23 protein-coding genes are annotated in these 23,876 nt (G+C 43.2%); all 23 read right to left on the bottom strand.

Translation table 11 applies throughout. The features are described from left to right. Positions 1 to 5: 5 nt before the first annotated feature. The gene (locus JHD44_RS01055) at positions 6 to 800 is read right to left on the bottom strand and encodes a protein phosphatase CheZ (RefSeq protein ID WP_199460224.1); all 795 of its coding nucleotides are present in this window, start codon (positions 798 to 800) and stop codon (positions 6 to 8) included. Between the two features lie 9 nt (positions 801 to 809). Then, complete coding sequence (gene cheY / locus JHD44_RS01050) at positions 810 to 1,202, bottom strand: chemotaxis response regulator CheY (RefSeq protein ID WP_055461991.1); 393 nt, start codon at positions 1,200 to 1,202, stop codon at positions 810 to 812. A gap of 45 nt (positions 1,203 to 1,247) precedes the next feature. Further along, positions 1,248 to 1,967: an RNA polymerase sigma factor FliA gene (locus JHD44_RS01045; RefSeq protein ID WP_199460222.1), complete on the bottom strand. Its 720-nt coding sequence runs from the start codon at positions 1,965 to 1,967 to the stop codon at positions 1,248 to 1,250. 119 nt (positions 1,968 to 2,086) lie between these two features. Further along, positions 2,087 to 3,424 carry a flagellar biosynthesis protein FlhF gene (gene flhF / locus JHD44_RS01040; protein ID WP_233401541.1) on the bottom strand — a complete coding sequence of 446 codons (1,338 nt, stop codon included), beginning with the start codon at positions 3,422 to 3,424 and terminating at the stop codon, positions 2,087 to 2,089. Between the two features lie 127 nt (positions 3,425 to 3,551). After that, on the bottom strand, positions 3,552 to 5,678 hold the full coding sequence (flhA, locus tag JHD44_RS01035) for a flagellar biosynthesis protein FlhA (RefSeq protein WP_199460218.1): 2,127 nt from the start codon (positions 5,676 to 5,678) through the stop codon (positions 3,552 to 3,554). 23 nt (positions 5,679 to 5,701) lie between these two features. Next, positions 5,702 to 6,838, bottom strand: coding sequence for a flagellar biosynthesis protein FlhB (gene flhB, locus JHD44_RS01030; RefSeq protein ID WP_199460216.1), 1,137 nt, complete (start codon positions 6,836 to 6,838; stop codon positions 5,702 to 5,704). Beyond that, on the bottom strand, positions 6,831 to 7,613 hold the full coding sequence (gene fliR / locus JHD44_RS01025; protein ID WP_199460214.1) for a flagellar biosynthetic protein FliR: 783 nt from the start codon (positions 7,611 to 7,613) through the stop codon (positions 6,831 to 6,833). The genes flhB and fliR overlap by 8 nt, the downstream gene beginning before the upstream one ends. Further along, on the bottom strand, positions 7,613 to 7,882 hold the full coding sequence (gene fliQ / locus JHD44_RS01020; RefSeq protein WP_199460212.1) for a flagellar biosynthesis protein FliQ: 270 nt from the start codon (positions 7,880 to 7,882) through the stop codon (positions 7,613 to 7,615). Before fliQ ends, fliR begins: the two co-directional genes overlap by 1 nt. A 2-nt stretch (positions 7,883 to 7,884) precedes the next feature. Beyond that, a complete protein-coding gene (gene fliP / locus JHD44_RS01015; RefSeq protein ID WP_199460210.1) occupies positions 7,885 to 8,643 on the bottom strand; it encodes a flagellar type III secretion system pore protein FliP in 759 nt (252 codons plus the stop codon). Next, positions 8,633 to 9,019 (bottom strand): flagellar biosynthetic protein FliO, encoded by a 387-nt coding sequence (gene fliO, locus JHD44_RS01010; protein ID WP_199460208.1) that lies wholly within the window; start codon positions 9,017 to 9,019, stop codon positions 8,633 to 8,635. The genes fliP and fliO overlap by 11 nt, the downstream gene beginning before the upstream one ends. A gap of 9 nt (positions 9,020 to 9,028) precedes the next feature. Beyond that, a complete protein-coding gene (fliN, locus tag JHD44_RS01005) occupies positions 9,029 to 9,496 on the bottom strand; it encodes a flagellar motor switch protein FliN (protein ID WP_199460207.1) in 468 nt (155 codons plus the stop codon). A gap of 9 nt (positions 9,497 to 9,505) precedes the next feature. After that, positions 9,506 to 10,477 carry a flagellar motor switch protein FliM gene (fliM, locus tag JHD44_RS01000; RefSeq protein ID WP_199460205.1) on the bottom strand — a complete coding sequence of 324 codons (972 nt, stop codon included), beginning with the start codon at positions 10,475 to 10,477 and terminating at the stop codon, positions 9,506 to 9,508. 13 nt (positions 10,478 to 10,490) lie between these two features. Next, a complete protein-coding gene (locus JHD44_RS00995) occupies positions 10,491 to 11,009 on the bottom strand; it encodes a flagellar basal body-associated FliL family protein (RefSeq protein WP_199460203.1) in 519 nt (172 codons plus the stop codon). Positions 11,010 to 11,104: 95 nt separating this feature from the next. Beyond that, positions 11,105 to 13,033 carry a flagellar hook-length control protein FliK gene (locus tag JHD44_RS00990; protein ID WP_199460201.1) on the bottom strand — a complete coding sequence of 643 codons (1,929 nt, stop codon included), beginning with the start codon at positions 13,031 to 13,033 and terminating at the stop codon, positions 11,105 to 11,107. A gap of 48 nt (positions 13,034 to 13,081) precedes the next feature. Then, entirely contained in the window at positions 13,082 to 14,776 is a 1,695-nt protein-coding gene (locus JHD44_RS00985) for a SpoIIE family protein phosphatase (protein WP_199460199.1), read from the bottom strand. A 17-nt stretch (positions 14,777 to 14,793) separates the two neighbouring features. Then, positions 14,794 to 15,093, bottom strand: coding sequence for an STAS domain-containing protein (locus JHD44_RS00980; RefSeq protein WP_199460197.1), 300 nt, complete (start codon positions 15,091 to 15,093; stop codon positions 14,794 to 14,796). Between the two features lie 27 nt (positions 15,094 to 15,120). Next, entirely contained in the window at positions 15,121 to 16,872 is a 1,752-nt protein-coding gene (locus JHD44_RS00975; protein ID WP_199460195.1) for a hypothetical protein, read from the bottom strand. A 1-nt stretch (position 16,873) separates the two neighbouring features. Then, positions 16,874 to 18,574 carry a hypothetical protein gene (locus tag JHD44_RS00970; RefSeq protein WP_199460193.1) on the bottom strand — a complete coding sequence of 567 codons (1,701 nt, stop codon included), beginning with the start codon at positions 18,572 to 18,574 and terminating at the stop codon, positions 16,874 to 16,876. Then, positions 18,574 to 19,011: a flagellar export protein FliJ gene (gene fliJ / locus JHD44_RS00965; RefSeq protein ID WP_199460191.1), complete on the bottom strand. Its 438-nt coding sequence runs from the start codon at positions 19,009 to 19,011 to the stop codon at positions 18,574 to 18,576. The genes JHD44_RS00970 and fliJ overlap by 1 nt, the downstream gene beginning before the upstream one ends. Before the next feature lie 49 nt (positions 19,012 to 19,060). Then, positions 19,061 to 20,398, bottom strand: coding sequence for a flagellar protein export ATPase FliI (gene fliI / locus JHD44_RS00960; RefSeq protein WP_199460189.1), 1,338 nt, complete (start codon positions 20,396 to 20,398; stop codon positions 19,061 to 19,063). A 9-nt stretch (positions 20,399 to 20,407) separates the two neighbouring features. Continuing rightward, a complete protein-coding gene (locus tag JHD44_RS00955; protein WP_199460187.1) occupies positions 20,408 to 21,187 on the bottom strand; it encodes a FliH/SctL family protein in 780 nt (259 codons plus the stop codon). A 3-nt stretch (positions 21,188 to 21,190) separates the two neighbouring features. Beyond that, positions 21,191 to 22,201, bottom strand: a complete 1,011-nt coding sequence (gene fliG, locus JHD44_RS00950) for a flagellar motor switch protein FliG (RefSeq protein WP_133562579.1) — start codon at positions 22,199 to 22,201, stop codon at positions 21,191 to 21,193. 1 nt (position 22,202) lies between these two features. Continuing rightward, positions 22,203 to 23,876: a flagellar basal-body MS-ring/collar protein FliF gene (gene fliF / locus JHD44_RS00945; RefSeq protein ID WP_199460185.1), complete on the bottom strand. Its 1,674-nt coding sequence runs from the start codon at positions 23,874 to 23,876 to the stop codon at positions 22,203 to 22,205.

Genomic DNA, 23,876 nt, shown 5'->3' with positions numbered 1-23,876 from the left:
TCCTCTTAAAAACCAAGACTCGAAAGAAGGTCATCAACTTCGTCTTGGTTATTTAGTACTTCAGGGTTGTCATTTTTATTAATTGCTGGCCCGTGTCCACGGTCATCGTCACGCTCTTTAGTCTCTGATTCGTGTTCCATACCAGAAATACTATCAACACGACCTGCTACTGAGACAAGATGAACTAAACGCTCTTCAACGTCACGTATCAATTCGTTAACTCGTGTAATGACTTGTCCAGTTAAATCTTGGTAACCCTGCTCTAATAAAATAGTATTTAAATTATTATGTAAGGTCGTAGCACTTTCATCCGTATATTTCAAAAAAGCATCTATACGTTTGTATAAATCTCGGAATTCTTGAGGGGTTAAATCTCTCTGGATAAGACGATTCCAATCTTTGTGTAACTCTCTAGCTTGCATTTGCAGCTCACTAGCGACAGGAACGCTGCTATCAACCATATCCATAGTTTTGTTTGCAGCTGAACTCGTCATTTCAATAACGTAATTTAAACGATCAGATGCATCGGTAATACGAGAGCCGACTTCAGTTTCAGGTACACCGCCCTGCATCATCATATCCATAGAATCTATTTGGAAATCTCGGATAGCATCATGCAGACTACGAGTAAGGTAACCTACTTCGTTGTAAAAGCTTTTGTGGCGAGCCTCACTTAGTTCTTGGATGATTTTTATCGCGCCACTAAAGTCACCAACTTCTAATTTATTAAGTAGGTCGATGGCACCGTCCTTTACAACGGACTCGAACTCCCCCATTTTTGACTCGTTTTCAACAGACATTCACAGCACCTACTTTGCCGAATCAATTCGTTCGAAGATCTTCTCAATCTTTTCCTTTAACGCTACCGCCGTAAAAGGCTTCACCACGTAACCATTCACACCTGCTTGAGCAGCGGCAATGATCTGGTCTCGCTTGGCCTCAGCTGTCACCATCAAAACAGGAATCGTTTTCAGCTTTTCATCGGCACGAACTGCACGAAGCAATTCAATACCGGTCATGCCAGGCATGTTCCAATCCGTCACAAGGAAATCAATTGTTCCAGTTTGCAGAATAGGCAGCGCAGTCGTTCCATCATCTGCTTCGACTGTATTGGTAAACCCTAAATCCCGCAGTAGATTTTTGATGATACGTCTCATTGTCGAGAAATCATCAACAATCAGGATTTTCATATTTTTATCCAATGCAACCTCCACAACCCTTAGGTAAAGTCATTTCTATCATACTAATTAATTCTGCCATTCACTTAAACGAGAGCGAAGGCGCATAGCGGCTTGGCTGTGTATTTGACTCACACGTGATTCACTTACACCTAGCACGGCACCAATCTCTTTTAAGTTTAGCTCGTCATTGTAATAGAGAGAAAGCACAAGTTTTTCTCGATCAGGTAATTTATCAATTTCTTGAGCTAAATGTACTTGAAAACCCGCCTCTTCAACCATTGAGTCTGGCTGACTAGTCTCACCATCGATCTTGATATCAAGTTCGTGGCTACCACTCTCACTTTCTAACATTTCTTCGTAACTAAACAACTGGGTTGACATCGATGAATGCAAGATATCATGATATTCATCAATACTTATCCCCATGTGCGCAGCCACTTCTACATCAGAAGCTTCTCGACCACTGATGGATTCAACCTCTCGAATCGCTGATGTTACAGCCCTGCTGTTTCTTCGAACTGATCTTGGAGCCCAATCACTTTTTCGAACTTCATCCATCATCGCACCACGAATGCGAATCCCAGCATAAGTTTCGAAAGACGCTCCTTTAGTAGACTCAAAGCGCTTATAAGCTTCGATAAGTCCCATCATTCCAGCTTGAATCAAATCATCAATATCAACACTACTCGGTAAACGAGCTAATAGATGATAGGCGATTTTTTTTACCAAAAAGTCATATTTCAGCACAATCGCATCTATCGATAACGTCGCCTTTTTTGTGTACATGCTACATCCATCTAAGCGCTGCAATACGCTAAAAGAATTTATTCGTTACCGGAAAGCACTTGTAAGTATAAATGTACTATATAGTTGGGCTTAGTGCTCTGCCAAATAACATAATTTTACTAACTCCCATACTTAAGAGCGCCATACAACTGGCCAAACTGCTCTGCAGTATAAACAGCTCGACTAATTAGATTATGAGCTCGAGCAGGCTCAATATCATCTGGAATTCGTTGACCATCTGCAACATACATTACAGGCAACCCTTCTTCGATAACAACACTAATGGCCTCACCTAGAGAAGCAGATTCATCCAATTTGCTCAGTACGCATCCATCTAACTGAATCTGTGAGTATACATCAACAACCGTCTTAAGCACTTGACGCTGGCTCGTACAAGGAAGCACCAAAAGCTTCTTTAAATACCCCCGAGCACGTTTCATCATCGCTAATTGTCGCTCTAGATTTCGATCGCGAGGGTTCATCCCTGCGGTATCAACTAAAACAAGAGAGTAATTTGCATATTTGTCTAACACTTCATTGAGGTCAGTAAACTCATTCACTACTTCAACGGGTACATTTAGAATTCGACCAAACGTTCTCAGCTGCTCATGAGCGGCTATTCGATAAGTATCCGTTGTAATTAGGACCACACTATTCGAGCCATATTTAAGAACGTACTGGGCTGCAATTTTACCGATAGTCGTTGTCTTACCAACGCCAGTTGGCCCCATAAAGGCAATACAACCTTGAAAGGTCTCATTACTAGAGCGAATAGGGATACTGTCAGCAAGATGTGATAACGCCTTTTTCCAGTCTTCCTCACGCCCCGTGAGAGATAAGTCCGATACAATCTTCTCAATTACTTTTTCGGATAACCCCAACGTCGCTAACTGACTTTGCAAGCGCTGATCCAACGTAGGTTTCTTAATAGTTGAGTTGGGAGTAGTTTTTTCTTCTTGAGACTGTTCTAAAAGTCGGCGTACCTGCTCAAGCTCTTTTTCCATAGCACGGAGCTTTTCTTCATCAGGTGATGGACGGTTCTCTACATGATTCCGAATGGATAGATCTTCTTGAATGGGTCTTTCAAGTGGAGCAGAAGCGGGCTCATAAGCCTGTTCAGGCATATCGACATAATGATTTCTTGGCGCTCTAGATACTGGCGCAGGAGCTGGCTCTTCAAAAACCTCGTATGCCTCCCCCTTTTTAGGGGCCGTTGGTGAAGCGCTCATATTCCGCGCTTGGGCTATACGCTCTTGATAGGATGCACTAGGTTCAGGTTTAGACGTTGAAGGCTGAGCTTGAGTAGCATTTGTTTTTGCCGAATGACTAGGCGGCATAGAACCGTCGTAATCAATTGCAATGACAATCTCCACTTCACCACTTGGTAAGCGTTTATTAGACATAATGACAGCATCAGGCCCAACGGCGTCACGTATCTTACGTATCGCCTTTTGCATATCAGGAGCTCGAAACCGCCTATACTGCATTGAATACCAGTCCTTTAAGTCTATTTATGCATACAAATCCATAGCTTACCCGAAAGGTTTTGATAAATATAGCTCGAAAATCAATAGCTTTCCTTTTTTACTGACCAATTACAGCCACTACGGTTACTCGCTTGTTATCAGGAACTTCTTGATAAGATAAGACAGACATTCCAACACCACCATAACGCATAAAACGAGCTAACATAGGCCTAATTGGCGCAGACACAATCAATATTGGGGCATTCCCCATTGCTTCTTGCTGTTCTGCATGCTCGCGGAAGGATTTTTGTAATTGTTCAGCCATCTGTGGTTCAAGGATCAAAGCCTCTTCATTTTTAATTCCTGATTGCTGGCTTTGCTGAACGGTTTGCATCAACATTTTTTCTAGCTGTGGATCTAGAGTCATCACAGGCACCTCATCCACTCCTTCTGCTAAAGACTGCATAATCATTCTAGATAAAGACGTTCTTACTGCGGTCGTTAAAATCATAGGGTCTTGAGATTTTGGCTGAACCCCCATAATCGCCTCGGCTATGGTTCGCATGTCACGCAGCGGCACATTCTCCTGTAACAAGTTTTGTAACACTTTAAGCAGTACACTCAAAGGCACAGTATTCGGTACAAGCTCCTCCGCCAATTTAGGATTATGCTGCTTTAAAAGACCAAGCAACTGCTGCACTTCATCATGACCAATCAACTCATAAGCATGTTTTTGCATTACTTGGTTTATATGAGTAGCAACGACTGTACTAACATCTACAACGGTATAACCATACGTTTGCGCTTGGTCTCTTTTTTTGGTGTCAATCCAAATAGCATCCAAACCGAAGGAAGGGTCTTTGCCCGGTATACCATCAATTTTCCCAAAAACTTGGCCGGGATCGATTGCCAGTTCTTTATCTGGGTGTACTTCCGCTTCAGCTAAGCTAACCCCCATCAAGGTGATTCTGTAAGCGTTTGGCATTAAGTCTAGGTTATCTCTAATATGAACACTCGGCACTAAGAACCCCAGCTCCTGCGATAACTTACGACGAACGCCTTTTATACGGGCGAGTAACTCACCACCTTGGCTTTTATCAACCAAGGGAATTAAACGATAACCCACTTCTAAACCAAGCATGTCGACTGGCGCCACATCCTCCCAGCTCAAATCTTTGCTCTCCGCTGGAGGTTGAGCAGCACTTTGATCGCCTTTTTTCGCCCCCTTAGCCGCTGTCTTCGCTTTCGCTTGATTCTTTTTACGGTATTCAAGAAAGTAGGCAAGACCAGCAATAGCCGCAGCCAAAGAAAGAAAGGAAAAATGGGGCATTCCAGGAACAATACCCATGATCGTTAGAATGGTCGCCGCAATATACAGTGCTTTACTAGAACCAAACATTTGACCATAAATTTGCTGTCCCATATCACCAGACTCGTTGACACGAGTCACCATGATTGCCGCGGCGGTAGACAGCATAAGTGACGGAATCTGTGCTACAAGGCCATCACCAATAGTCAACAATGAATAGACCTGAATAGCCTCAACAAATGATAGGCCATGCTGTGCCATACCAATTGCCAATCCACCAATGATATTAATACCTAGAATCATCAATCCAGCAACAGCATCACCTTTTACGAATTTGGATGCACCGTCCATTGAGCCATAAAACTCAGCCTCTGCTGCGATTTCGTCCCTGCGCTGCTTTGCTTGATCAGCATCTATCATTCCAGCATTTAGATCCGCATCGATCGCCATTTGTTTACCTGGCATAGCATCTAATGTGAATCGAGCACTCACTTCGGATATTCGACCTGCACCTTTGGTAACAACCGCGAAGTTAATGATCATGAGAATTGCAAAAACCACAAAACCAACAACATAATCACCACCGATAACCACTTCACCAAAAGCTTGGATTACCTTTCCGGCCGCATCGCCCCCCTCATGCCCGTTTAGAAGAACGACACGAGTTGATGCAACATTTAAGGCAAGGCGCATTAATGTTGAAATAAGAAGGATGGTTGGAAATACAGCGAAGTCCAGTGGTCGCATGGAATATACAGCGACCAACAAAACCACAATGGCTAACGCAATGTTAAATGTGAATAAGACATCTAATAAAAAGGCAGGAAGCGGCAATACCATCATGGCCAATAAAGCCAATAAGATAAATGGCACGCCTAAGTTACCACTTAAGATACCTCGGGTTTGACCTAGTATTCTCTGACGATCAAATTCCACTTACACCTCGGAAAACACAAATATTATTCGCCATTCCATCTAAATTCCTCTGGAATGTCGAAGCTCGGCATCGAGTCAGGTGCCTTCTGACCTGTTCTAGCTAAACGTAACTGATACACATAGGCCAACAATTGAGCAATCACTTTAAACAACCCTTCAGGCACTTCCTCACCAATTTCGGTATGTTTATATACAGCCCTTGTTAAGGCTGGCGATTGTATCACAGGGATATCATAGTAATTACCAATCTCTCGAATCTTCAAAGCAATGAAGTCACTTCCCTTTGCAACCATGATCGGAGCTTTTCCTTTTTCCTGATCGTATTTAAGAGCCACCGAGAAATGAGTAGGGTTTGTAATAATCACATCGGCTTGTGGAACATCAGACATCATTCTTCGCATCGCAGCCTGTCGTTGCAATTGACGTATACGCCCTTTTACTTGCGGGTCACCTTCCGATTGTTTGTATTCGTCTTTTACCTCTTGTTTGGTCATCTTTAATTTATCTTTGTGCTGCCAAGCCTGGAAAGGCACATCAATTGCCGCAATAATAATTAACGATGAAGAAATAAGAATAAATGCCCAAATCAACGTATCGAGAGTGTGGCTCATCGCATTACCAATCGATTCAAAAGCCAAACCGGTTAACATTGGTAAGTAATGTAGCAATACAAACGCCGCAACCGTTCCGACCAATAAAATCTTTAAAGTAGATTTCAGCAATTCGACGAGTGACTGCACCGAAAACATTCGCTTGATGCCCTGAATAGGGCTCATTTTTGACAGCTTAGGAACGATCGGCTCCCAAGAGAAGTTAAAACCTCCAAAAGCCACACTGCCGATGATCCCAGCGGCTGCAACAATCAACATAAATACCGTTAATGAATCAATAGCCGTCATAATTGACACATACAGATGATGTATCATCATGGCCACGTCAAAAAGGTCTTCTCGTGCAATAGAAAAATTGAACGCATAAAGGTTCATCAGGTCATCAACTATTAGCATGCCGACCATGTACATTGATAGAGCAGAAACAACCAAGAGCGCCGCACTACTCAGATCCCTCGACCGAGCAATATTACCTTTATCACGCGCCTCTTGGAGTTTCTTGGCACTGGCGTCTTCGGTTTTTTCTGTACCGTCTTCATTTTCAGCCATTTGAGCTAATCCCCCATGTTTCTTGCAACCAAGACGTCATCTCTTGGAAGAATAACCGATATATATCTAGAAAGTCCTGCAACATGATCCAGATAAAGAGTAATGAGAAAAGCATAATAACGGGAAAACCCAATGCAAAGATATTTAACTGGGGGGAAGCTTTAGCGACAATACCAAACGAAATATTTAAAATTAAAGTAGCTACCGCTAATGGCAAGACCACAAGTAATCCTTTCTCAAACAGCCAACCTCCAAGCATCACAATATCCCAATAGCGTTGACTATCAAAGCCACTACCGATAGGCCAATACTCAAAACTTTCCGCCAAATATTCAATCATAACGAGATGACCATCAGTGCCTAGAAACGCCAAACCAGCCATAGTCATATAGTATTGTCCAATTGTCGCCACAGAAACGCCATTCGCAGGATCGTTAGACATCGCAAAACCTAAACCAGCTTTCATTGCCGCCAATTGCCCCGCCAAAGAAAACACTTGGAATAACACTGTGACCACAAAACCAAGCACAATTCCAATCACTAACTGCTCAAATATCAATAATATGAATGCCGGAGAAATAGGATCGTATTGAGGAATGGATACCAAGGGCGTAATAATGATGGCTAAGACAAACGCAAACACCAACCGGACCCGAGTACTCACTAATTGACTACCAAATAATGGCAATGCCATCAAAAAAGCGCCAATTCTAAAAAAGGGAAGGAGAAAGCTAATGATCAGAGCATAAAGCTCGTCTGTACTAAGCTCTAACATTAGCCAATCAACATTGGAATATCGATAAACAGCTGGTTAAAAAAGTCAGTCAAACTAGACAGCAACCAAGGCCCCAAGTGCATAATCGCAAAGATGGTTACTACAAAACGCGGTAAGAAAGTTAGGGTTTGCTCGTTGATTTGGGTCGCAGCTTGAAAAACACTCACAATCAAACCTACGACCAAACTAGGTACCATGACGGCGGATACCATGACCACAATTAAATAAAAACCTTGTCCATATAAGTCAAGAATTACCTGAGGATCCATCGCTATATCCCGAAACTTGCTGCCAGTGTCCCCATTATCATTGACCAGCCATCAACCATAACAAAGAGCATAATTTTAAATGGCAAAGAGATAATGACTGGTGAAAGCATCATCATACCCATCGCCATTAATACACTGGCTACCACCATATCTACGATCAAGAAAGGGATAAACAGCATAAAGCCTATCTGGAAAGCCGTCTTAAGCTCACTGGTCACAAAGGCCGGCATTAGAATCGTAAATGGAAGTGTCTCTAAGGATTCAATTTGGCCCTCTTTACCCGCCAACTTCACATACAATGCCACATCATCCTCACGGGTTTGAGCCAGCATAAACTCACGCACTGGTTTGGATGCAGCCTCCACCGCCTGCAAAGAAGTCAGCTCATTATTTAAGTAAGGCTGTAACGCCAATTCATTCACTTTGTCCAAAGTAGGCGTCATGATAAAAAGCGTTAGAAAAAGCGCCATCCCTAACATGATTTGATTAGATGGCGATTGTTGTAGACCAATCGCTTGTCGCAAAATAGACAACACAATGATGATTCGAGTAAACGAAGTCATCATAATGAGCGCCGCTGGCAATAAAGTCAGCGCGGTCATTATAAAGAGTATTTGCAGGCTTACCGTATATTCCTGACTGCCGTCTGGATTTGTTGTCAGCGTAACCGCTGGTAATCCAGGTTCTGCCATAGCAAAGAGCGGAAAAAAAAGAGATAACGTTGTAAGCAGTTTAATGATCAATAAACGTCTATTTTTCATTAGTTAATTGTTCACTCATTAATTCTGCGAATTGCTCGCCATTGCTATCAAATTCACGTAATCGAGTAATAGAACTTGCCGTGGCACCAATCAGCATTCGCTTTCCCTGAACCTCAACGAGTAATAACTTTTCTTTTGCACCAATTGATTGTGAAGCAATAATTTGAATTTCAGATTTAGATAGCTTGTGCTGAAGGCCCTGCAATCGCTTTAGCCCCCAGATTACTGCTGGAATCAGCACCAACAAGAACGCCAGAGCAAAAAACAAACGCCAAACAGAGGACGCTTCGGCAAGTTTCACACCGCCAGAAAAAGGTTCAGATTGAACACTGTAAGACATGAAACTTATGGCAAGCGCTAACACTAAGCGTCCCATACTACCCTCTTACTTCAAACGTTTAATTCGTTCACTTGGGCTGACAACATCCGTTAAGCGAATACCATACTTATCGTTAACCACCACCACTTCACCATGAGCAATCAAAGTACCATTAACCAATACATCTAACGGCTCACCAGCAAACCTATCCAGTTCAACAACAGACCCTTGAGTAAGCTGCAAAAGGTTTCGAATGGCTATTTCCGTATTCCCGAGCTCCATAGAAAGAGTTACCGGAATATCCATGATCAGATCCATATCAGAGCTGATCGAACCCGGCGCCCCAGAGGAACCAAGTTGATCTAATTGAACAGGCTTAACATCCTGTTCTGACATGGCCGCTGCCCATTCATCATCCAGACCCTCGCCTGAATCACCGCCTTCACCATCACCCGCTTCAGACATCGCCGCGGCCCACTCGTCAGCAAGATCTGCGTCCATTCCTTCTGCATCTGGATTCGTTTCTTCAGCCATCGTTACAACCTAATTCTTAGAGTTTTTACAACTTTCAATCATTTCCACCGCATAGCGACCATTACTCACTCCTAACTTACCTTTAAAAGACGGTACGTTATTCGCTCTCACTGTTACCAACTCAGGCATTTCAATTGGTAACACATCGCCTGCTTTAAACTTCATTACATCCCCAAGACGCACCTTTTTATTGGCGACATTAACTTGAAGCTTAACATCTAATTCTCGCACATCCTGCTCAAGAGATTTCCCCCAGCGCTCATCTTTTTCATCTACATCACTCTGAACACCAGCATCCAGCAACTCTCGCACTGGCTCAATCATCGAATAGGGTAATGTGATATGCAGTTCACCACCGCCACCATCAAGTTCTATGTGGAAGGTTGATACAACAACTACCTCACTAGGACTAACAATATTGGCCATCGCAGGGTTTACTTCAGAACTTATATACTCAAGGTCAACCTTTAAAACTGGTGCCCAAGCTTCAGTTAGATCGACAAAAACCTGCTCTAACATCAATTGCACAATGCGGATTTCAGTCGGCGTAAACTCTCGCCCTTCAATTTTTGCGTGACGCCCATCACCACCAAAAAAGTTATCTACTAACTTAAACACCAGCTTGGCATCTAAAATAAATAACGCGGTACTTCTAAGAGGACGAAATTTAACAAGGTTAAGACTGGTTGGGACATACAAGGTATGAACATATTCGCCAAACTTCATAATCTGCAGACCACCAGAAGAAACGTCTGCAGTGCGGCGAAGTAAATTGAATAGACTAATACGGGTATAACGAGCAAAACGCTCGTTAATCATCTCAAGCGTAGGCATTCGCCCACGCACAATCCTTTCTTGGCTCGTTATATCATAGGATGAAATGCCACCAGCATCAGCGTTATCATCGGCATCAGGTTTTTCATCCGCCCCATGCAATAACGCATCGATTTCATCCTGAGATAATAAGTCTTGTGCAGCCATAGTAGGTCAGACCTTATTGCATCACGAAGTTTGTGAATAACACGTCTTCAATGCCACCTAAGCCTGTTTCTTGCGTTAGGATATTATTGATTGTATCAACCGCAGCAAGCTTCAGAGCTTGCTTACCTTCAACCGTCTGCAATTCGTCAAACGATTGACTTGAAAACAGTAAAACCAAACTATTTCTAATCAAAGGCATATGAAGTTTCACGGCATCTATTTGGCCTTGGTCTCGAGATTTCAAAGTCATATTTAATTGCAAATAGCGCTGCTTACCTAATACAAGGAAATCAACGACAAAAGCTTGATCTAAATCGAGATAAATTGCTGGTCCATCGGTTTGCACCATTTCTTCAGTCGCCACTTCATCGCCTTCCGCCGCTTCAGGGTCATCGCCGCCCATCAGGAAAAAGAATGCCGCAGCACCGCCACCACCAAGCACCAACAACGCCACCAGAATGATGATTATCAGCTTCTTCTTGCCGCCTTTTTTCCCTTCTTCAGCACCAACATCTAATTCATCGTCTGCCATATACAACCCTTGTTCATGCAAAATTATCTTACTACATTCAATGAATGCTTGAATCTTACTATTCTACAAAGATTATAGTGAATCACCACGGTTTTCTACGCGTAATAATCAATCCCTTGCTCAGGAGAGGAAACATATGAAACATTTTCAATCTCTTCATCCCCTACATCTGAGTCCCCCAGACCAGCAAAGGAATTAGACGACTGACCATTCCCCTCAGAACCGTTCGAGCCAAACGCTTGATCGTTACCCTGTGAAACTTCTACATCAACAGAGTCTAACTGCACCCCCTGCTGTTGTAGCATTTCACGAAGCCTTTGCATCTGTCCCTCTAAAGCATCCTTCGCTTGCGCTGAACTTGCCACAAAGCTCACATGAGTATTGGAGTCCTGATCAACACTCACTTTCACCGTCAAACTACCAAGTTCAGGGGGATCTAACTGTATATGAGCTGTTTTAAAACCTTCTTTAGCAACCCAAGAGACTTTTGTTGCCATCTCGCTTGGGAATGCCTGAGCATCTGGCAAAGACTGCATGGTCAACTGGGCTGCAGCTGAGTCACCGCGCATTGTTGCAGGGTTTGATTGAGCACTCTGTAGCCCAAAACTCTGCGTACCTTGTTGAGAGACACTGCCTAAATTAGACATAATTTGTTCAAAGGTTTTTCTGTCGCTGATTAACTCATCCATTTCTTGGTTCAGCAACTCATCGTTTGGCACTTCTTGCAATAGATCTACGTCTACATCGAGCAATGTACTTTGCTCGGCACTTGTGTCATCCAATGACACATTCAATCCCGCTGCTTCGGAGGTTTTGCTTGCCGTCGCCTGCTTAGACATTTGCTCCATGATCCAACGAAGGTTGTTGTTATCGCTGGTTTCAACATCCCCTACTTCATCACCCTCGACTGCAGCAGTCTCTACCGACCTGTTAAGTGTTTCTAAATTGGCCTTAGACAAACCCTCTAGCGATCTTTCTGTAGTCGTCTGAGTGGAGGAAGCCTCTAATGACGACTGACGAACATCATTCATAGACACTTGCGACGCTGCGATTCTAGAGCCATCCGATGATGCTGTCAGCGTCACATTCAAAGTAGATTCAGTCGTCGCCTTAATTTCCGAGCTAGTATTTTCTACCCCCATCAACGATGACGCTGCATTTCCCAGATTTGTAATATCTAAGTTTCTCGGCACCTCAGCTACTCCATGCTCTAGAGTACTCGCTGAAGCATTCAAAGCCTGAGGCGACGAAGAGCCTGAAATGGACACGCTAATGCCTGACGTTTCACCCTCCAACGGTGTGCTACTCACCCCAAGCTCTCCATTAATATTTTGCTGATTAATAGAAGGAGAGGCATCAAGGGAGACAAACACCTGCTCAAGCTGCTGATTAGTGTCACTCTGCTCATCGTTCTCTAGAGAATCTGTCAGCTCTTCAACAGTGCGATCAACATCATCCAGCAATTGCTCTTGCGACAACGCTTTATCTAAGGAGGCAGCTTTATTGTCTTGAGTTAATGAATCCTCAGGATTTGTAGCCTGTATCGGCGCCTCTACTGCAAGCTCTTGCCCACTCACTTGCCGCTCTTTGCCACCTAACAATGGTTGCTCAGACGGATCTATGACATTCGATTCATCTACACTACCGTTATTGGTTACAACAACTTCTTCTTTTAGCCCCATTTCATCCTGTAAAGTGCTTTCTGACGTTATTTTGTCAGCGTTATCCTCATTAGAAATAGCCTTTACATCCTCATCCACTTGCTCAGTAGATGTATCCGCTTCGAGGTCTGTAGATGCAGTGACACGTTCATCTGTGGCACTTTCAGTGTATTGATTTTCTTGATTTTTATTTGATTCTACAGTGTTGTCTGGTGCTGAGGCAGAAGTTTGGCTCGCACGAGGAGAGCTCGTCACTTGCTCAAGAGTAGACGAAAAGCTTTCCTGCGAATTGCTAATAGCATTCGAAGATCTAACATTCTTAGATGCTGTTGAAACTGTTATGGCTGATGGGCTAGTAATCATGGGCAACCTCCACTAATCAACACATGAGTTGCAAAGAAAAGGCCAAGTTTACCAGCGGTAATGAACTGAGATTTGGGATCCGTTTTTTGATAGTTCAACTTTATGACACATCTGATGAATTAGGCTCAAACCTCGACTAAAAGGCTTCTCATGATCAACATCATCTAAATCAATGGCACTGATATCATAACCTTCACCACTGTCTGTCATAGTAATATATAAGGAGCCATGCTGATTGACAGCACTGACTTTTATAGCAATTCTTAACCAACCTTCCGTCAAGCTCTTTAAGGTCAATTCTCTGGATGCATAGTAATCAGCAAAACCTTCAACTGTTCGCTTTAAATTAGAATCGAGCTTCAATATGCCATGCTCCAAAGCGTTCGAGTACATCTCAGAGAGGATCATAAACACTTCACTTGAACGCTTACTAAGCTCCGGCACGGTTGTTAATATTTGCAGTAAATAGGGCAACGGATCAGTATTTTTAAGTGAGTCTGCATTGAGTTCATAATTAAATGCAAAATCAGCAGGCGCATCGAAGCTTTTGACGTCGCTAAGCGCTTTTGAGTTTAAGCTGTTGTCCTGTGCAAGAGATAAATCAACCCCTAAAACAGAGATATCATCGTGAGGATTATCAAGAATCCCCTCATCTTTCAGCATTCCCTCCAACCAATCAAAAGGACTACCTTTAACGGCTCCCGCATAAAGAGGATCTAATGCACTGTTATATTGTATTTTATTTTCTTTGGTTCGAGCTTCGTAGACACCATCGGTGAACGCAACCAGATAATCCCCCTGTTCATAAGTGAGCAACTCAATATTGGCCTCAAACTCATGCTCATTCAGAATACCTAATGGCAGAGAGTCAGAATGAATCATTCTTGGTAATTTGGAGTCTGCAGAAAAATACAACAGATCGGGTAGACCTGCATTCCATACGGCGATGGTTCTGTTATGGGCATTGATATCAATAAACGCAGCAGCACAAAACATGTTGGGAGGAAGTATGTTATGCAAACGTTTGTTTATCTCAGGTAAAATTTGCCGCATAACAAAACCTTTTTCAGTCCATTCGAAAAAGATATCCGCCAGAGGTAGAGCACCAATTGCAGCGGACAAACCATGACCAGTAAAGTCTCCTAATAAAACATGCATTCCACCATTTGGCTTATACGCAGCTAAAATCACGTCACCGTTAAAGATATGGCTACCATGATGTAGCGTGCTTAATGCGGGATCAGAGAGACAATTTGAGTGCGTAATTCGCTCATAAACAAGTTTAGCCACCTCCTGATCATGAACCATTTGCTGATTCAAAAGAGACAGCTCGTCACGCTGTTCAGACAGCATATTCTGCATTAATAATAAGCGTGCAATAGCACTGAGCTTTGCAGAAACCAGTGTTGGGCTGTAAGGCTTAGAAATAAAATCTGTTGCGCCTACGTCTAGACATTTCTGTAATGCTTCGGGTTCCGAAACGCCTGATAAGAAGACAATAGGGACCAATTTTGTTGCAGCGATCTTCTGTATTTCTAGGGCCGCCTCCCACCCATCTTTACGCGGCATTTTTATATCTAGACACACTAACTGAATAGTATTGGGATCAAATTTTTCAACCGCATCCTGACCATCAACCGCCGTTTCGACAACATGTCCTAGTTGGCTTAACATTGTCTCTAACAACATGCGATCAGAGGGATTATCATCTGCAACCAGAATTTTGAGGTTTTGATCCTTCATTGCCTACACCCTACCTTTCAACGAAATGTAAAGAGTCTTTCAAAACGCGCCATTTTCAAAGCACTACTAACGAATTCTGAAGCACCTTTGAGCGCCACTTTGCCGCCGTCACCACCAGCATGATCTCTTAAAAGTAACAGCATCCCTAGTGCCGAGCTATCAATGTAACTCACCTCAGTAAGGTCAATTACATATTCAGTGCCCTTTGGGTACTGTCCAAAGCACTCACGAAATTCCTGTTGGCAGGAATAATCAAAACGACCTTTAATGGTTAACACTGCGGTTGATTTGCTATCGTCAAGTTGGCTGATGATCATACACCGTACTCCACTAACCTATTTTGTTTACTTATCAAAGTTAAGCGAGTCTTTCATACTTGGTAGGCCCTGTTTCACAGAGCTTGAAAGCGCATCAAGTCGAGTTTGCACATCATTTAAGTGCCGCATTAAATCGGATTCACTACTTTTAATATGCTCTAATCGCAACTCTCTTGGTAACGGTTTTGATTCAACTATGGAAGCAAGTACCGTATCAATATCATGCGTCAGATCGATCACACTGTGCTCAATTAAACTGGCACTGGTTGGCTCAGTATGAACAACACTGAGTAAATTCAGTATCGCCTCTTTCGCATCGATTAAGCCATTGTTTACAGTCGCTACCCAAGTGCCTTGAGAGGCTTGCCATTCTAGCAATTGCTGTAAATAGGCTTCATACAACTCAAAACGATACTCAATCTGCTCTCGAACCTTGAGAAATTCATGCTTACTCGTATCTATATCTAAATGAAGCTGCTCATGAGAATTAATCAATGATTCAACTTCAGAATTTTCAGATTTGAGATTAGCACCCATCCAATCTAACAACTGTTGCAGTTTAGTAATCTTCGGATATTCTTTGTCACGCTCTTTTACAAAGTGATCAACACCTTGTAAAAATGAATCAACCTGCTGACGAGTTCGCTCTAGTTTTCGTGAAAAGCTAAAATATGGGGACTCTTCATCAAGAATACGTATGGGTGCGTCCCATACATCACTGGCCATTAGACTTAGCGTGGCTTCAAGCACCCTAATTTCAGCACTTAGAATCACTTTAGAAAACTCAATTAAATAGCCTTGCTCTTGCCCTAAATCTATTTCAATACAACGAATATCAAAGTGATGACGCCCTAGTTTTATCGAAGCCCCTTTATTACCATTGATCAGACTTTTTGAAACTATCTCGCCATCTAACTCAGTTAACTGGGCATCAATTCCCAGTAATTCAGATAATACGTCTGACTCCAACACCCATAGCTCATAAAAGCCTTCACTCACTGTCAGTACTTCTCGCGAGGAATTCAGTACTAATTTTGAAGATAAGGAATTTAATAAGGCAGCCTTGTAAAGGGTCGACACCTTTTCTGATTGCTGCTTTTCCGTTTCTAGAACTTGAATATAGCTGCTTAAGTAGCGTGCAAACTCCCCGAACTCATCATTTCTAGCCATTGGCACTGTCATGTGTGCGCCTACTTGAGCTCGGTCTACTTGAGCATGGTAAAAATGAATAGAGCTCCTACGATCCTGCAGAACTCGACGCCACCCCCAAATTAGGTAAGCGAAGAGTAAAAGCCAGCTCCCCCCTATTGCCAGAATTAAGGGGTAGCTCCAAATATTCTTGCTGTTAAATTGTGCGCTTTTTTCTAAGGCAATTTGCCCCAACTGTTCTAAGCGATTGGTCGCAAGCTGTGCTTGTTCAGATATTGTAAATTTGGAAAACGCGATTGGCGCAGTGGGCAAGCCATCACTGTTAGATAGAACGCTTTGTAGACGCTGGGCGAGCATCGACTCCTTTGAAATAAGGTCAGAGATAGCATTATCGTTGTCAATGTACTTAGATTGCCAAAGCATAGTGAGCTTACTTGAAGAGTGGGCGATATCATGCAATTCAGCCAGTGTTTGAAAAACGGCTTCCTGCTTTTGGTTCACGGCATAATAGGAGCCAAATAGAACACCAGAGAAAAGCAACAGGAATACAATTGCATACTGGATGATCCAATCTGAAAATCGAATTCGGCGTTTATCAAATGCGGTATAAGCAGAATGATTACTTTGCATCTTAATCCATTATCTCTAACATCTGTTTCTGAAGTAAGTATGTATGCCTTTGATCAAGAAAGAACCACCCTTCTTCAAGCAACGTTATTTGGAAACCTTCACTACTTTTCGATAAAACAATTTGCTCTCCTTCAATAAGTTTATGGACAGCACTTCCGCCTATACTGTAACGACCACGAAAAGCAAAATATACGCCTTTTGAGGCGATAAAAATAACCATATCATCACTGTGACAATAACTTGCCTCTGGCTCAATCAGAGGAATCACTTGACCACTGTGATAAACAAAGCTTTTCATTAATCTTCGAACCGAACTATAGGGCACAAGCCCTACTACCATATCCGCAAATAACTCAATCCCATTATTCGGCATAATCTGAAAAAATACAGGTTTACGTGGTTTGATCTGATATGCAGAAGGACTGTAAGAATGCTTCAATAAAATCCCTTTTTGCCTTTTCTCGAGGGGTAAAGCAGGCTCAAGCAAAAAATCTTCTCGGACACTCCAAACATTACGAACCTCTTGCGGTAAACAATTAGATCTTAACACCGCACCATATTCTCGGTTTATTGCCTCATAGAAAACTCGGATCGTTTGTTTGCTTTGCTTTATCGTAATAGAGCCTGCAAAGCCCTTTCCTGATCTGACCATATCCCAACTATTATCACGATACACCCAACCAGAGTCCTCATCAGCCAAGTTCTCCTCTAACTTTAGGACACTAAACACAGGAATAACCATGGTGTCATTAGCATAGCTTATGATATATACCGGTATAACTGATTCAGAAAGTGGTAAAACGTGATTAGTGAAGCCTTGAGCATCTTGGAGAAAGACTCTACCACCATAAAGATCAAAATCTTCAATCTCTTCAGGGACATCAGAGTTCATTAACACTCGCAGGTTTGTCTTACCTGAACAACGAATAAAAGCATCCAAAGGCTGGGAAAACTGCTGTCGCACCTGCTCTTGTAAGGACTGATAAAACCGAAGAAAAGACGCACTACGACGCCAGACTTCCCGCTCAGTGGCCATTAAATGTAGCCAATCCACCCAGTAGTTTTCACTATTCGCCGGTAGCTTTAGAGCAGTATTGTCTCCTGGCTTTATTAAACTCCATTTCCAGTTTGGCAAATTAATTTGGAGATCCTGCAACGATAGCCCAGTTTCTAAGATAACTCTCAAATAAAGCATCGCCTGATGATTATGGTCGCAGATATGATTATCAGCTCGATCGATCACCCAATAACCAAAATCAGACAGCTTTGCCACATTATGAAAGCCCTCATCAATATCTCCTTCAAAGAAACCATGAAAGGATTGTACTGGTTGTTCTTGAGACTTTTCCGATCGAAGCAAGTCAGCATGAAGACGCTGCAATAAAGTAAAGTCATTTGGTTCTTTAAACTCGACACGACGAATCCATTGCGAACGAAGCTCTGTGACCCAAGCCATCAGTAATTGACACTGACGCAGGTCTAAAAACAAACCTTGCTCCAACATACGATCAAGCAGAGACTTCACCTCTTCGAGATAAGTCGACGCACCGGCTACTACAGGCTCTTGCAAAACCGTCTCGAATAACAAGTCTAATTCGCGATGGGCTTTAAGTGGGTGAACACTTACTTCTACAATAGAGCGCTCGATATCATAAAACGCTCTATTTAATTTCGGAGTAAAAGCAACATCGGAGAAACTCATTAAGAGCGCATCCGTTCAAAAAAAGCACGATTAGCAAATTCATCAATCTGCTTTTGTTCCTGCTTGTTCTCAAAATTGAGCTCTTCATTGATGCTTTTATCTTTCAGCCAGTCCATGCCTTTTGTTTTAGCTCGAGCATTTTGCCAACGTTTCATTGCCATAGACACTTGCTGCTGAGATCGCTTTACTTGCTGCTCTTGCTGCTGAATTGCCTGTTGTAAACGGTTTACAAAATGCTGATAGTTAGTTGTAAGGTAAGGAGATAAGCCAAGTAGATTTCGCTCTTGATCATATTGCGCGGCGTAATCTTTTAGCTCTTGAAGTTTTAGTTGGTCATGCTGCAAACGAGCTTGGTCCTTTGCCAAGGCCTTAGCAACCTCATCTTCTTTACGTTGAGATAGATTGACCAGTACTTGCATGCGCTCGGATTTTTTCATGCTTATCCCTCAGAATTACTCTGATATTAGCGACTTAAAAGACAAGCGTCTACTTAGCGGGTACGGAAGTCATCGCCGCTACCAATGCTTCTAGACTTTTATCAAGGGTAAAACTTTCAGAGAGAGACTGCCTTAAGAATTCATTAATAGCAGGTATAAGCAAGATGGCTTGATCAAGCTCTGGATCCGACCCTTTTGTATATGCCCCGACTGCGATGAGATCTCTATTTTGCTGATATCTAGAGTAAAGCTGTTTAACACGCATGGCTCCTTGCAGATGTGGCTCGGTCACAATATGCGGCATGGCACGAGAAATAGACGCCTCAATATCAATTGCTGGATAATGCCCCTCTTCTGCCAATCGCCTTGATAACACGATATGACCATCAAGAATTGCACGAGAAGCATCAGCGATAGGGTCCTGCTGGTCATCCCCTTCCGTTAAAACAGTATAAAATGCTGTTACTGAACCTCCTCCCTCTTTGCCATTACCAGCCCTTTCAACCAGCCATGGCAGCTTCGAGAACACCGATGGTGGATAACCTTTGGTTGCTGGTGGCTCACCTACAGACAGTGCTATCTCACGCTGGGCTTGAGCATATCGAGTCAAAGAGTCCATCAGTAGCAATACGTTCTTACCTTGATCTCGATAATATTCCGCAATACGGGACGTCAAAACAGCAGCTCTCAGTCGCATTAAGGCAGAATCATCAGCAGGTGACGCAACAACTACGGAGCGAGCCAACCCTTCTTCACCTAAGATTTGCTCAATAAACTCTTTAACCTCTCGTCCACGCTCCCCGATGAGACCAACAATCGTAATATCTGCTTCGGTAAAACGAGTCATCATACCCAGCAACATACTCTTACCGACACCACTTCCGGCGAATAAACCTAGTCGCTGTCCCTTACCAACGGTTAGCAGTGCATTGATTGCTTTGATACCCACATCCAATGTTTCACTGATCGGCTTCCTCTGTAAAGGGTTGATTATCTCTCCCTGTAGGCTGACGCTTTCTTCTGCCTGAATTGGCCCCTTACCATCTAATGGACGACCTAAGCCATTCACTACTCGACCTAACAACCCTGGACCAACGGGCATTTGACTGTCTTCTTTAAGTGGACGAACACGAGCACCAGGGGCAATACCATCTATGGCTTCGGTTGGCATGAGATAAGTTAAGTCGCCTGTAAAACCAACCACTTCAGACTCAACCCAGCGACTTTTTCCTACCTGAACAGCACAGCGGTCTCCTAATGCAGCCACACAACCAACAGCTTCCATTGTTAATCCAACCATACGCGTTACTTTACCCTCAATTTCAATTGAGTAATCAGGCAAAGACTGGCTTTGAAGGCGACTTAAGCGTTCTAAGAGGGTAGGCATAATTGTACTTTAATGGGAGGCATCAAGAGATTTAAGTACATCATTCAAACGAGATTCAATAGTTCCATCAACATAAAATGCATGAGAATCTAATATAAAACCACCTTCAAGCAATGAAGGATCAGCTTTTATTTTAAGCGTCAAACGCTGGTCGACGGCAAGAGCTTCAGCTGCTTCAGCATTGGCGGGGTGCACTTTCAGAACCGCACGACCTTCTTTGTCACCAAGAATACTAAAGACTTTTTCGAGTTCACTTTTCAGTAATGTCTCACTTTCTTCATGCAATTCTCGTTTCACCACATGCTCAACAATCCGCTTAGTCGCAAACTGTAAAAGCTGTTCAATCTGCTCTTTTGTACTCTCTAAAGGTTGCTCAAACTCTTTTAAGGCATCATTTAATAACGCTTCCAGTGGTGCCAGCCTTGACTCGGCTAGCGCAACACCTTCCTTAACAGCTTGCTCAACACCTTCAGCTAAACCTTGCTCTAAGCCTTGTTTGTAGCCTTCTTCTTGACCTTTCGCCAAACCTTCTTCGTAACCAGACTTGAGGCCTTCCTCTTGCCCTTGAGCAAAGCCCTCTTCAAATGCTGCAGAACGGATTTCTTCTAATTGCTGAGCAGTTAGAGGCTCATATACTAAAGAGTCTTCATCAATTTCTTCTGTGATTTCAACCGCATCATCTTCCTTAATAGCAAGGGCCTGAGACGCTTTTTTGGTATTTTCTCCAGCCTCTAAATGCGGTAGCTCCCAACGTTCATAGGCTGTGAGCTTTTTTTCTGAATCAGACATTTACTAAACCATTGCCTCGCCGCCACCGCCGAGAACAATCTCGCCGTTATCAGCCAAACGACGAGCAATGGCCAGAATCTCTTTCTGCGCCACTTCCACTTCGCTAACCCTAACTGGACCTTTCGCCTCTAAGTCATCCTTCAACATATCTGCGGCACGAGAAGACATGTTCTTATACACCTTCTCCTGCATATCCGGGTCAGCTCCTTTAAGGGCTAAAATAAGTGTTTCAGACTCCACTTCTCGAAGAATCGCTTGAATACCGCGATCATCCACTTCAAGTAAGTTATCGAAGACAAACATAAGATCCTGAATACTGCTTGCAAGATCTTCATCCACATCACGAATAGACTCCATTAGCTCTGCTTCAACCGAACTATCAATGAAGTTCATAATGTTAGCAGCCGTACGCACACCACCAATAGACGTAGATTTCGTTGAATTGTTGCCTGAGAACTGACGCTCAAGAATATTATTCAGCTCTTGTAGGGCAGCAGGCTGAACAGTTTCAAGTGACGCAACACGCAGGACAATATCTAAACGTACGCGCTCATCAAAGTTTGCCAAGATATCAGCGGCCTGGTCAGGATCTAGATAAGAAATAACAATGGCTTGAATCTGCGGGTGCTCATAACGGATGACATCCGCCACAGCACGAGGCTCCATCCACTTCAGTGTATCCAAGCCCGTGGTATTACCACCTAGTAGAATTCGATCAATTAAGCTACCGGCTTTCTCTTCACCTAATGCCTCTTTAAGCATGTTGCGAATGTAGCCATCTGCGCCTAAACCTAGCCCTGTTTGATCTCCGACAAGAATCAAAAACTCATCAAGCACTTTTTCAACTTGGTGACGCTGCACGTTAGCCAGTTGCGCCATCGCTTGACCAATTCGCTGAACCTCTTTAGGTCCCATATGTTTTAAGATTTGTGCTGCATCCGACTCACCTAGCGACATTAACAATACTGCCGCCTTTTGAATGGAGCTCATATCTCCTGCTGCAGCTTCACTCATACTAGCCTTCCAAAACCCATTGTTTTACTACTTGAGCCACTCGCTCTGGCTCTTCCGCAATAAGGCCACGAATAGCATTTAACTGTCTCTCGATTTTCTCAGGTGAACCCGGAACAGATACATCTTCTGCACTGACCAGAGATACTTGATCATCAGAAATTTCATCCGTTTCATCAGCAAATATAGCGGCTTCAGTATCTTCGGCCACAGCAATTTTATTTTGCTCACCAAGTGTTTTCAGTATCGGACGAACCACCATTAACAAGAGAAGAAGAATAAACATACCCACTAAAGCAGGTTGCAATAGATCTAAGAACCAGCTCTGTTGATAAAAAGGTACTGGGTCAATTTCTTCAGGCGGCTCGGGGGCAGCAAAAGGCGAATTAATGACACTCACGCTGTCACCACGAGATGGGTCATAACCCACTGCATCACGAACTAACAAGGTCAGCCTACTAAGCTCCTCATCACTCCAGGGTGTACGCACAATAGCTGCAGACTCCGGGTCAATCGAGACAATATCATCCACTACAACCGCCACAGATAAACGTCTGACCGTACCTTGTTGTCTTTTGGTGTAACTAATACTTCGATCTAGCTCAAAATTACGAGTTGTCTCTTCCCTTGACTGCCCGTTGGCATTCGAACCACTCCCCCCTATCGCTGCACCATTTTCGTCTGCGGCTTCAGGAATGGTCACAGCCCCCGGAGGCTGATTCGTCAAAGAGCCTGGAACACCATTATTACTTCCATTGGCAGAGCGTCTTTCTCGTAGGGTTTGTTCACTACGCAAAGCTAATAAATCTGGGTTGTATTGCTCATCTGTCTGCTCAACAGCAGTGAAATCAATATCTGTCGAGACTTCAGCTTTAAAACGACCGTCGCCTACCACTGGTGATAAAATATTATTCACACGTTGCAGTAAAACATCTTCTACTCTACGCGTATATTCGAACTGTTTGCCAGCTATAGACAACTCAGAGCTGCTATCTTTCTCGGTCAGCAAAGTACCTCTTTGATCGACCACAGTGACATCTTTGTCACTAAGTTGAGAAATGCTTGAGGCAACTAAGTTTACAATCGCATCCACTTGGCTACGATCTAAGCGCCGACCTGGATATAACTCAAGAAATACCGAAGCGCTGGGCTTTCGCGTATCCCTCACAAAAACAGACTCTTTTGGAATCGCGAGGTGCACACGAGCAGATTTGACACTTTGAAGACTGGTAATAGTTCGGCTAAGCTCGCCCTCTAGACCTCGGCGATAACGTGTCGTTTCAACAAATTGAGAAGTACCAAGAGATTGATCTTGGTCCATAATTTCAAGACCAACGATATTGTCAGAAACAATACCCGATCCTGCAAGCTTCAACCTTGCTTGATGATAATAGTCACCTTCTACTAACAATGCGCCTGTATTTTCATCAAGTTTAAAAGGGATATTATTGACGTTTAAGATTTCAACAATCTGATCAGCATTGTAGTCCGTAATGCTGCTTAAGACAGGCTTGTACTCAGGTCCAGATGTCCATAGAACCGCAGCTAGAGCAATCGCAATAGACGCAGCTAAACCGACCATCAATGCAAGCTGACGAATAACAGTCAGCTTATTGAAGCCAGTCAATAAGTCTAAATAGAGCTTTTGCTCTGATCGTTCTGCTGGGACATTATCCAT

This window comes from Marinomonas ostreistagni (assembly GCF_016461785.1).
GTDB lineage: Bacteria > Pseudomonadota > Gammaproteobacteria > Pseudomonadales > Marinomonadaceae > Marinomonas > Marinomonas ostreistagni_A.
Note: the sequence above shows the minus strand (reverse complement) of the source record. Positions and strands in the feature narration are given on the sequence as shown.

What these genes read in the sequence shown, in the direction of transcription:
- fliN (WP_199460207.1), bottom strand. Translation starts at nt 9,496, where the DNA reads ATGGCTGAAGAAACGAATCCAGATGCAGAAGGAATGGACGCAGATCTT.
- JHD44_RS00980 (WP_199460197.1), bottom strand. Translation starts at nt 15,093, where the DNA reads ATGATCATCAGCCAACTTGACGATAGCAAATCAACCGCAGTGTTAACC.
- JHD44_RS00990 (WP_199460201.1), bottom strand. Translation starts at nt 13,033, where the DNA reads ATGATTACTAGCCCATCAGCCATAACAGTTTCAACAGCATCTAAGAAT.
- fliR (WP_199460214.1), bottom strand. Translation starts at nt 7,613, where the DNA reads ATGTTAGAGCTTAGTACAGACGAGCTTTATGCTCTGATCATTAGCTTT.
- fliG (WP_133562579.1), bottom strand. Translation starts at nt 22,201, where the DNA reads ATGAGTGAAGCTGCAGCAGGAGATATGAGCTCCATTCAAAAGGCGGCA.
- JHD44_RS00975 (WP_199460195.1), bottom strand. Translation starts at nt 16,872, where the DNA reads ATGCAAAGTAATCATTCTGCTTATACCGCATTTGATAAACGCCGAATT.
- fliF (WP_199460185.1), bottom strand. Translation starts at nt 23,876, where the DNA reads ATGGATAATGTCCCAGCAGAACGATCAGAGCAAAAGCTCTATTTAGAC.
- flhF (WP_233401541.1), bottom strand. Translation starts at nt 3,424, where the DNA reads ATGCAAAAGGCGATACGTAAGATACGTGACGCCGTTGGGCCTGATGCT.
- fliQ (WP_199460212.1), bottom strand. Translation starts at nt 7,882, where the DNA reads ATGGATCCTCAGGTAATTCTTGACTTATATGGACAAGGTTTTTATTTA.
- fliI (WP_199460189.1), bottom strand. Translation starts at nt 20,398, where the DNA reads ATGCCTACCCTCTTAGAACGCTTAAGTCGCCTTCAAAGCCAGTCTTTG.
- JHD44_RS01055 (WP_199460224.1), bottom strand. Translation starts at nt 800, where the DNA reads ATGTCTGTTGAAAACGAGTCAAAAATGGGGGAGTTCGAGTCCGTTGTA.
- JHD44_RS00995 (WP_199460203.1), bottom strand. Translation starts at nt 11,009, where the DNA reads ATGGCAGACGATGAATTAGATGTTGGTGCTGAAGAAGGGAAAAAAGGC.
- JHD44_RS00970 (WP_199460193.1), bottom strand. Translation starts at nt 18,574, where the DNA reads ATGAGTTTCTCCGATGTTGCTTTTACTCCGAAATTAAATAGAGCGTTT.
- JHD44_RS01045 (WP_199460222.1), bottom strand. Translation starts at nt 1,967, where the DNA reads ATGTACACAAAAAAGGCGACGTTATCGATAGATGCGATTGTGCTGAAA.
- fliO (WP_199460208.1), bottom strand. Translation starts at nt 9,019, where the DNA reads ATGGGACGCTTAGTGTTAGCGCTTGCCATAAGTTTCATGTCTTACAGT.
- fliJ (WP_199460191.1), bottom strand. Translation starts at nt 19,011, where the DNA reads ATGAAAAAATCCGAGCGCATGCAAGTACTGGTCAATCTATCTCAACGT.
- fliP (WP_199460210.1), bottom strand. Translation starts at nt 8,643, where the DNA reads ATGAAAAATAGACGTTTATTGATCATTAAACTGCTTACAACGTTATCT.
- fliM (WP_199460205.1), bottom strand. Translation starts at nt 10,477, where the DNA reads ATGGCTGCACAAGACTTATTATCTCAGGATGAAATCGATGCGTTATTG.
- JHD44_RS00985 (WP_199460199.1), bottom strand. Translation starts at nt 14,776, where the DNA reads ATGAAGGATCAAAACCTCAAAATTCTGGTTGCAGATGATAATCCCTCT.
- JHD44_RS00955 (WP_199460187.1), bottom strand. Translation starts at nt 21,187, where the DNA reads ATGTCTGATTCAGAAAAAAAGCTCACAGCCTATGAACGTTGGGAGCTA.
- flhB (WP_199460216.1), bottom strand. Translation starts at nt 6,838, where the DNA reads ATGGCTGAAAATGAAGACGGTACAGAAAAAACCGAAGACGCCAGTGCC.